The following is an 8,457-nucleotide window of genomic DNA, read 5'->3' as shown; positions in this document are numbered from 1 at the left end:
TGCCTGTCGTGCGTCGAGCCCGAGGTTGCGGTCGCCCGGTCCGTTCTCACGACCGCGACCTCGTGCTCGACCGCGCGGAACCTCGTGCTCGGCACCCGGTCCCCGAGCGACCCGTCAGTGCCTCCCGCTACCGTCGCTCGCATGGCTGATCGCGCGCACGGCAACCCCACCCCGCCCACCGACTCGTCGGTCGACCGGGAGGACTGGTACGGACGCGACCTCGACGGCGAGGTGTTCGAGCGAGTGGCGTTCGGCGACTGCGACTTCTCGGAGATCACGACGACCGGCGCCACGTTCACGGAGTGCACGTTCCGCAACGTGCGCTTCAACGCGTCGACCCACACGGACTCGGCCTTCGCGAACTGCACGTTCTCGCGCTGCTCGTTCTTCGACACCACGTTCACGCGCTGCAAGACGGTCGGTTCGGTCTTCACCGAGTGCGGCTTCGACCTCATGAAGGTCGTGGGCGGCAACTGGTCGTTCGTGGGCCTCCCCGGTGCGGACCTGCGCAGCGCGACGCTGACCGGCGCGCGGTTCCGCGAGGCAGACCTGACGGGCGCGCGCTGCCAGGGCGCCGTCCTGCGGGACCTCGACCTGTCCGGCGCCTGGCTGCACAAGGCCGACTTCACGGGGACGGACCTGCGAGGCAGCGACCTCCGTTCGCTCGACCCCCTGTCGAGCACGGTGCAGGGCGCGATCGTCGATCCTGCTCAGGCGCTCGTCCTCGCCGAGTCCCTGGGGCTGGACGTCCGGACGCACTGAGCGATCGCCCCCAGGTCGCAGAGGCGTACTGAGAGTCACGTCACGGTCACGTCATGATCGCGTCCGAGGCGTGTCTCTCTTCGTGACGGGCACCTCGTGGCAGGCACGGGGCGCCCCCGATCGTGCGCCCGGCGTCACCGGGACGCCGGAGGGACACCCATGGCGACGACGAGCGAGAAGAACCTCGAGGCACTGGCCGACGAGGAGCTCGTCGACGCCGTGCGCCGGGGCTCGCGGGACGCCTACGGGGTGCTGTGGACCCGGCACGCGGGTGCCGGTCGCGGTGCTGCCCGTCGGGTCACGTCGTCGTTCGACCCGGACGACCTGGTCCAGGAGTCGTTCGCGCGCATCCTGAAGGCGATCCAGGGCGGGCACGGGCCGACCGGCCCGTTCCGGCCCTACCTCTACCAGACGGTCCGCAGCGTCGCGATCTCCTGGTCGCACGCGCCGAACCCGATCGCGGTGGACGAGGTCCCGGAGGTCGTCGACCCGGTCGACATGGCCGACGGCGTGATCGAGGGCTCGGTCACCGTCACGGCGTTCAAGGCGCTTCCCGAGCGGTGGCAGGCCGTGCTCTGGTACACCGAGGTCGAGGGCATGGACCCGCGGGAGGTCGCACCGTTGCTCGGCCTGAGCGCGGGGTCGGTCTCCGCGCTCGCGTACCGCGCGCGCGAGGGCCTGCGCCGGTCCTGGCTCCAGGCGCACGTCAACACGGCCGGCGTCCCCGCCGAGTGCCGGTGGGCCGTCGAGCAGATGGGCGACTACAACCGGGGTGCCTTGAGCGCGCGCCAGAAGGACCGGTTCGAGGAGCACCTGACGGGGTGCCTGTCGTGCTCGATCCTCGTCGAGGAGGTCGACCAGGTCGCCTCCCGCCTGGGCCTGCTCCTGGTCCCGCTGGTCCTGGGGGTCCCGGCGGTCCTGGGCGGAGGCTCGTTCGCGCTGGGCGGCGCGGCGAGCGCCGCGCCGGTGGGGGCGTTCGTCGGCCCGACGGCGGAGCTCGCCTCCCCGGCTCCCGCCGGCTCGGGCGGAGCGTCGGGTGGACCCGGCCCGCTCGGCGCAGCGACGTCCGGAGCCGGTGCGACCGGCGGTGGCTTCTCGAGCGGGCTCGTCCTCGCACTGGTCGGTGCGGGCGTCGCGGTCGCGACCGGTGTGCTGGTCGTCGCGCAGCCGTGGGCAGCAGCGCCACCAGCGGTCGCCGAACAGCTCACCGGCGAGGGTGACTCACCAGGATCGGCCGACGGCGCGACGGCAGTCACCCCCGGGACGACCGACCCCGCGGACATCCCGGACAGCGGGGCGGCCGAGCCCCCCGCGACGGGCACGCCGGAGGCGGGCGCCGGCCCGTCCGGCGGGGCAGGGGGGTCCGGGTCCTCGGGGACGAACCTCACGCCTCCGCCGGGAACCCAGGTCGGGCCCGAGGCACCTGTCGTCCCGGCGCCGCCCGTCGTCACCGAGCCGCCCGACCCCGTCGACCCCGTCGACCCGGTGGACCCCGCCGACGTCCCGCCCGTCGCGCCGACCCTCGTCGCCCCGGCGCCGGGCGAGCTGGTCTTCCTGCCCGAGCTCTCGGGCACCGGGGAGGCCGGCGCGACCGTCACCCTGAGCGGTACCGACCTGTCCGGGGCGTCCTCGGTCCTGGCCACCGCGGACGTCTCGCCGGCCGGGACGTGGCGCGCGACGCCGTCGGGCAGCGGGGGAGGCTGGGACAGCCTCACCGTGACCCAGGAGCGTGGCGGGCTGACCTCTGAGCCGACCACCGTCCAGGGCCTGTTCACGTTCGCGCTGCCGTCGATCCTCACGCCCGCCGACGGGTCCGTCCTGTCCTGGGCGCCGTCGGTCGACGTCCGGATCGAGGGGCGTGCCGGGCTGACCCTGCAGGTCTTCGTGGACGGTGACGCCACGGGCAACCTGCACGGCGCGACCGGCCGCCCGCTCGACCGCGTGGTGTCGGGGCTCGAGCCCGGCGAGCACTCGATCGGGCTGCGCTACGTCCGGGCGACCGGCGGCAGCGTGGTCGAGGCGGGGCCGACCGTGACGTCGAGGTTCACGATCACCGGTTGACCCGCCTCAGGACTCCCCGGCGGGGCGACGCACGACCGTCACGGGGCACGACGCGTACTCGACGACCTGTCGGCTGACCGAGCCGAGCAGCAGCCGGTCGAACCCGCCCGTGCCACGGTTGCCCACGACCAGGCGCTCCGCACCGTGGGACGCCTCGATCAGGCCCTTGGCCGGGTGCGCGTGCACCACGCTGCGGCGCAAGCGGTCCTCCGGGAGGTCCGCGCCCGCGGCCTCGAGGGCACGGTCGAGCTGCTCGCCCGCGAACTTCTCGTAGTCGTCGATCGGCGGGGTCCAGCCCCACGAGTCCGGCAACGGGGCGAGCGTGACGATCTGCCAGCAGAACACGGCGTCGAGCACGGCGCCCGTACGGCGGGCGACCTCGAGCCCGTGGCGCAGCGCGTGCACCGAGGTGCGCGAGCCGTCCACGCCCACGACGACGCGCGGCACGTCGCCGTCCGCCTCGGGAGCATCGCCGTCCTCGCTCGACCGCACGACCGTGACCGGGACCTCGATGGCGCCCTGCACGACGGCCGAGGACACCGATCCCAGCACCAGTCGCCCCAGGCGTCCCAGCCCTCGGCTGCCGACCACGAGCATCTCGGCGTGCTCGGCCCGTGCCAGCAGAGCGGCTGCGGGCGAACCCTGGACCTGCTCGGCGTGCGTGATCGCCTCGATGCCGGTCCGGTGCCGGGCCTCGTCCAGGAGGGTCAGGACCTGCTCCTGCTTGAGATCCGCGAGGTGGCTGAAGTCTGAGGGCTCCGACGGGCGCGGACCGTCCTGCCACGAGGGCTCCCACGCGAGGACCGCGGTGAGCGGCACCCCTCGTGAGCCTGCCTCGGCGAGGGCCCAGTCGAGGGCCTCCTGCGACTGGACCGACCCGTCCACACCGACGACCACGTCACGCATCGACGTCACCTGCTCTCTTGCTCGACGACCGTCCAGTGCGACTGTGCACCGTCCGCACCACCCATCTTGGTCGTTCCCGGCAGCCACGTCACGCCTGGGCGTGTCTGCTTGATCACGCCACGGCGTCAGTACCGCGCGACGGGCTCGGACGAGTCAGAACCGCGGCCCGTCGTCACCGTGGAGGAGGTTGCGGATCGGTGCCGTGGAGATGTCCAGGCGGTCCACGAGGTCGGTCGGGCCGGACACGATCACGGCCCGGTCGCCGATCGGCACGTACACCGCGACCGTCCCCCGGACCGCGACCCGCACGCACGGGTGCGAGACGTCGTCGAGCACGAAGGCCGTGCGCTGCAGCGCGGCGAGGTCTACCTCCTCGACGATCGCTCGCATGGCCGAGCGGTAGTCCTGGTAGGCGTCGGCGAAGTCCGCGCCGGTCGGGCCCTCGGCCCCCTCGGGGACGTCGTTGTGCAGGGGCGAGGCCAGCGCCCCGCTGAGCGCGGCGCGCACGATGTCGTCGATCTGCTCGGGGTCCTCCGTGCCGACGCGGAGGGTCTCGACGTCGACCGCCTCGCCCACGAACGACACGTAGGCGCGCAGGAACCGCTCCTCGGTGGGGTCGCGGTCGTCGCCCGTCCCGGTGACGGTCTCCTCCTCGAGGTCCAGCCCCCACGTGAGCGGGTCGGAGATCTCGCCCACCACGCCGCTGAAGCGCGCGAAACGGGCGACGATCTGCTCCCACGACTCATGGGCGCCTGCTGGTTCGTCCGGCTTGTGCATCGTCCTCCCTCGGACTGGCGGGTGCCCCTGCCACGAGACTGCCCTCGCGGTGCTCCCGGGTCAACGATGCTGTCGGCGCGCCGGGAGCGCACGTCGGGGACCGGGTGAGTCCACCGGCCGGGACGCGTGGTCCGCCCGCCGGGACGTCCTCGTGGGCTGCGCGGACGCGTGCCAGTCTCGGGGGCATGACCCAGCGGAGCACGCGACCTGAGCGGCGTCCGGCAGGACGTCGACGACGCCGCGGCCCCGGCTGGGTCCCCGACCAGCACGGCGCGTGGGCGATGCTCGCGGTGCCGCTGCTGGTCGGCGTCGTGCTCGGCGGTCCGGCCTGGGTGCACGTGCCGCTCGCCGCCCTGTGGTTCGTGGGGTACTTCGCGTTCTTCGCCGCGGGCCTGTGGCTCAAGTCGCGCTTCAAGGCGCGCTACCTGCCGCCCGTGCGGGCGTACGGGATCGCGACGGTCGTCCCAGCCGTCGCGGTCCTGGTCCTGCGGCCCGACCTCCTGGCCTGGGTCCCGCTGTTCCTCCCCCTGCTCGGGGTGAGCCTGTGGAGCTCGTACCGGCGGCGCGAGCGCTCGCTCCTCAACGACGGGGCCACGGTGCTCGCGGCATGCCTCATGCTGCCGGTCGCGTTCGCGGCCGGGACGGGTCCGGCGCCGGACCTGTGGCCGGGGATCTCCCTGCCCGACGGCGTCACGGGCCTCGGTGGGATCGGCTGGCCCCAGGTGTGGGGCGTCTTCGTCCTCGTGCTGGCGTACTTCGCGGGGACGATCCTCTACGTGAAGACGCTCATCCGGGAGCGAGGCGAGCGCTCCTACCTGGTCGCGTCGGCCGTCTACCACGTGGCCGCCGGGGTCGTCGTGAGCGTGGCGCTCGCAGCGGCCGGGCTCGCGTGGTGGCCCGCGGCGCTGCTGTTCGCCGGCCTGACGGTCCGGTCGGTGTGGGTGCCGAGGACCGACGCCAAGCCGTTGCAGTTCGGGATGGGAGAGGTCGCCGCGAGCGTTCTCGTCCTGGTGGTCGCGCTCTGGCTGCCCTCGACCCTCTCGGTCGCGGGGGCCGCCTGACCTCGTCCGACGCCCCCGGGAGACGAGGGCACCCGGGGCGCGGCGCCGTCGGGCAGGGGGCTCGGAAGAGCCTCCTCGGCCGCCCGCCGGCGCTCGGCCGAAAGGTCACGGAGCGACCCCCTCGTCACGCCCCTGGCGAACAAGGGCATATCCGTGGGGTCGGCCCCGTTGGTCACGGATAGAGTCGTTGCGGTCAGGCCTGAGCACCACCGGTGCGGGTGTACGCCGCTCGTGAGGAGCAGCACATGTTCGAGAGATTTACCGACCGAGCCCGTCGGGTCGTCGTCCTTGCCCAAGAAGAGGCACGGATGCTCAACCACAACTACATCGGCACCGAGCACATCCTGCTCGGCCTCATCCACGAGGGAGAGGGAGTCGCAGCCAAGGCGCTGGAGTCCCTGAACATCTCCCTCGACGGTGTGCGCTCGCAGGTCACCGAGATCATCGGCGAGGGCCAGCAGGCCCCCAGCGGGCACATCCCGTTCACGCCGCGCGCCAAGAAGGTCCTGGAGCTCTCGCTCCGCGAGGCCCTTCAGCTCGGCCACAACTACATCGGCACCGAGCACATCCTGCTCGGGCTCATCCGTGAGGGAGAGGGGGTCGCAGCCCAGGTCCTCACCAAGATGGGCGCCGACCTCAACCGCGTGCGCCAGCAGGTCATCCAGCTGCTGTCCGGGTACCAGGGCAAGGAGCCCGTCGCTGCGGGCGGCCCCGCCGAGGGCCAGCCGTCCGGCTCGGCCGTGCTCGACCAGTTCGGCCGCAACCTCACGCAGGCCGCACGCGAGGGCAAGCTCGACCCGGTCATCGGACGCACCTCGGAGATCGAGCGCGTCATGCAGGTCCTGTCGCGCCGTACCAAGAACAACCCTGTCCTCATCGGCGAGCCCGGTGTCGGCAAGACCGCCGTCGTCGAGGGCCTCGCCCAGGACATCGTCCGCGGCGACGTGCCGGAGACGCTCAAGGACAAGCAGCTCTACACGCTGGACCTCGGCGCCCTGGTCGCCGGTTCCCGCTACCGCGGTGACTTCGAGGAGCGCCTGAAGAAGGTCCTCAAGGAGATCCGCACGCGCGGCGACATCATCCTGTTCATCGACGAGATCCACACGCTCGTCGGTGCGGGTGCCGCCGAGGGCGCGATCGACGCGGCGAGCATCCTCAAGCCGATGCTGGCCCGTGGCGAGCTCCAGACCATCGGTGCGACCACGCTCGACGAGTACCGCAAGCACATCGAGAAGGACCCGGCCCTGGAGCGTCGCTTCCAGCCGATCCTCGTCTCGGAGCCGAGCCTGCCGCACGCGATCGAGATCCTCAAGGGTCTGCGCGACCGCTACGAGGCGCACCACCGCGTGTCCATCACGGACGCCGCACTGGTGGCCGCCGCGACGCTGGCCGACCGCTACATCAACGACCGGTACCTGCCGGACAAGGCGATCGACCTGGTCGACGAGGCCGGTGCGCGCCTGCGCATCCGTCGTATGACCGCCCCGCCCGAGCTCAAGGAGCTCGACGAGAAGATCGGCGAGGCGCGTCGCGACAAGGAGTCCGCGATCGACGAGCAGGACTTCGAGAAGGCCGCGCGTCTGCGCGACACCGAGAAGCAGCTCACGCAGCAGCGCGCGGACAAGGAGAAGGCCTGGAAGGCCGGAGACCTGGACACCGTCGCCGAGGTGGACGAGGACCTGATCGCCGAGGTCCTGGCCATGTCGACCGGCATCCCGGTCCTCAAGCTGACCGAGCAGGAGTCCGCTCGCCTGCTGAAGATGGAGGACGAGCTGCACAAGCGCGTCGTCGGCCAGGAGACCGCCATCAAGGCGCTCTCCCAGGCGATCCGCCGCACGCGTGCAGGCCTCAAGGACCCCAAGCGTCCGGGTGGCTCGTTCATCTTCGCCGGCCCCACGGGTGTCGGTAAGACCGAGCTGGCCAAGGCGCTCGCCGAGTTCCTCTTCGGGGACGAGGACGCGCTCATCCAGCTCGACATGTCCGAGTTCTCGGAGAAGCACACGGTCTCGCGTCTCTTCGGCTCGCCCCCCGGCTACGTCGGTTACGACGAGGGTGGCCAGCTGACGGAGAAGGTCCGTCGCCGTCCGTTCTCCGTGGTCCTGTTCGACGAGGTGGAGAAGGCGCACGCCGACATCTTCAACTCGCTCCTGCAGATCCTCGAGGACGGTCGCCTGACCGACTCGCAGGGCCGCGTGGTCGACTTCAAGAACACCGTCATCATCATGACCACGAACCTCGGTACGCGGGACATCGCCAAGGGTCTCCAGACCGGCTTCAACGCCGGCGGCGACCTGGTGACGAGCTACGACCGCATGAAGGCCAAGGTCAACGACGAGCTGAAGCAGCACTTCCGCCCGGAGTTCCTCAACCGCGTCGACGACGTGGTGGTCTTCCCGCAGCTCTCGCAGAAGGAGATCGTCCAGATCGTCGACCTCATGGTCGCCAAGCTGGACAAGCGCCTGCAGGACAAGGACATGGGCATCGAGCTCACGGACGCAGCCAAGGCGCTGCTCGCCGAGAAGGGCTACGACCCGGTCCTGGGTGCTCGTCCGCTGCGTCGCGCGATCCAGCGCGACATCGAGGACGTGCTCTCCGAGAAGATCCTGTTCGGCGAGCTCAAGGCTGGCCAGGTCGTCCTGGTCGACGCCGAGGGCGAAGGCCTGCTGGGCGAGTTCACGTTCCGGGGCGTCTCCAAGGACGACCACGAGCGTGGCCCGGTGAGCGTGGCCGCGACCGCGGCGCTCAACGCGCCGACGGGCATCTCCACGGCAGACCTCCCGCCGACCGGCGAGCTGCGAGCCGGCGCCGAGTGATCCTCCCGGCAGCCACCGGCTGTCGATCCCCGGTCGTCTGACGCCGACCGGACGAAGGGCCCCGATCCACACGGATC

General features: G+C 71.9%; 6 protein-coding genes. 4 read left to right on the top strand and 2 right to left on the bottom strand.

From position 1 onward, the window contains the following. Window positions 1-141: 141 nt before the first annotated feature. Both ACFWFR_RS14595 and ACFWFR_RS14590 read left to right on the top strand, forming a co-directional pair. Complete coding sequence (locus tag ACFWFR_RS14595) at window positions 142-762, top strand: pentapeptide repeat-containing protein (RefSeq protein ID WP_377623428.1); 621 nt, start codon at window positions 142-144, stop codon at window positions 760-762. 159 nt (window positions 763-921) lie between these two features. Next, a complete protein-coding gene (locus ACFWFR_RS14590; RefSeq protein ID WP_377623427.1) occupies window positions 922-2,823 on the top strand; it encodes a sigma-70 family RNA polymerase sigma factor in 1,902 nt (633 codons plus the stop codon). A 6-nt stretch (window positions 2,824-2,829) separates the two neighbouring features. Here ACFWFR_RS14590 and ACFWFR_RS14585 read toward each other — a convergent pair whose 3' ends face one another. Together ACFWFR_RS14585 and ACFWFR_RS14580 are read right to left on the bottom strand one after the other, a co-directional pair. Further along, window positions 2,830-3,729, bottom strand: coding sequence for a universal stress protein (locus tag ACFWFR_RS14585; RefSeq protein WP_377623426.1), 900 nt, complete (start codon window positions 3,727-3,729; stop codon window positions 2,830-2,832). A gap of 153 nt (window positions 3,730-3,882) precedes the next feature. Next, the gene (locus ACFWFR_RS14580; RefSeq protein ID WP_191800865.1) at window positions 3,883-4,506 is read right to left on the bottom strand and encodes a hypothetical protein; all 624 of its coding nucleotides are present in this window, start codon (window positions 4,504-4,506) and stop codon (window positions 3,883-3,885) included. A 185-nt stretch (window positions 4,507-4,691) separates the two neighbouring features. On the opposite strand from ACFWFR_RS14580, the gene ACFWFR_RS14575 reads away from it, so the two are divergent. Together ACFWFR_RS14575 and ACFWFR_RS14570 are read left to right on the top strand one after the other, a co-directional pair. Beyond that, entirely contained in the window at window positions 4,692-5,567 is an 876-nt protein-coding gene (locus ACFWFR_RS14575) for a YwiC-like family protein (protein WP_377623425.1), read from the top strand. Between the two features lie 245 nt (window positions 5,568-5,812). After that, window positions 5,813-8,380 carry an ATP-dependent Clp protease ATP-binding subunit gene (locus tag ACFWFR_RS14570; protein WP_191800869.1) on the top strand — a complete coding sequence of 856 codons (2,568 nt, stop codon included), beginning with the start codon at window positions 5,813-5,815 and terminating at the stop codon, window positions 8,378-8,380. Window positions 8,381-8,457 lie beyond the last annotated feature (77 nt).

The organism is Oerskovia sp. NPDC060287 (assembly GCF_042726775.1).
Taxonomy (GTDB): Bacteria; Actinomycetota; Actinomycetes; order Actinomycetales; family Cellulomonadaceae; genus Oerskovia; species Oerskovia merdavium.
The sequence above is the reverse complement of the archived record's forward strand: the minus strand, read 5'-3'. Positions and strand labels throughout refer to the sequence as shown.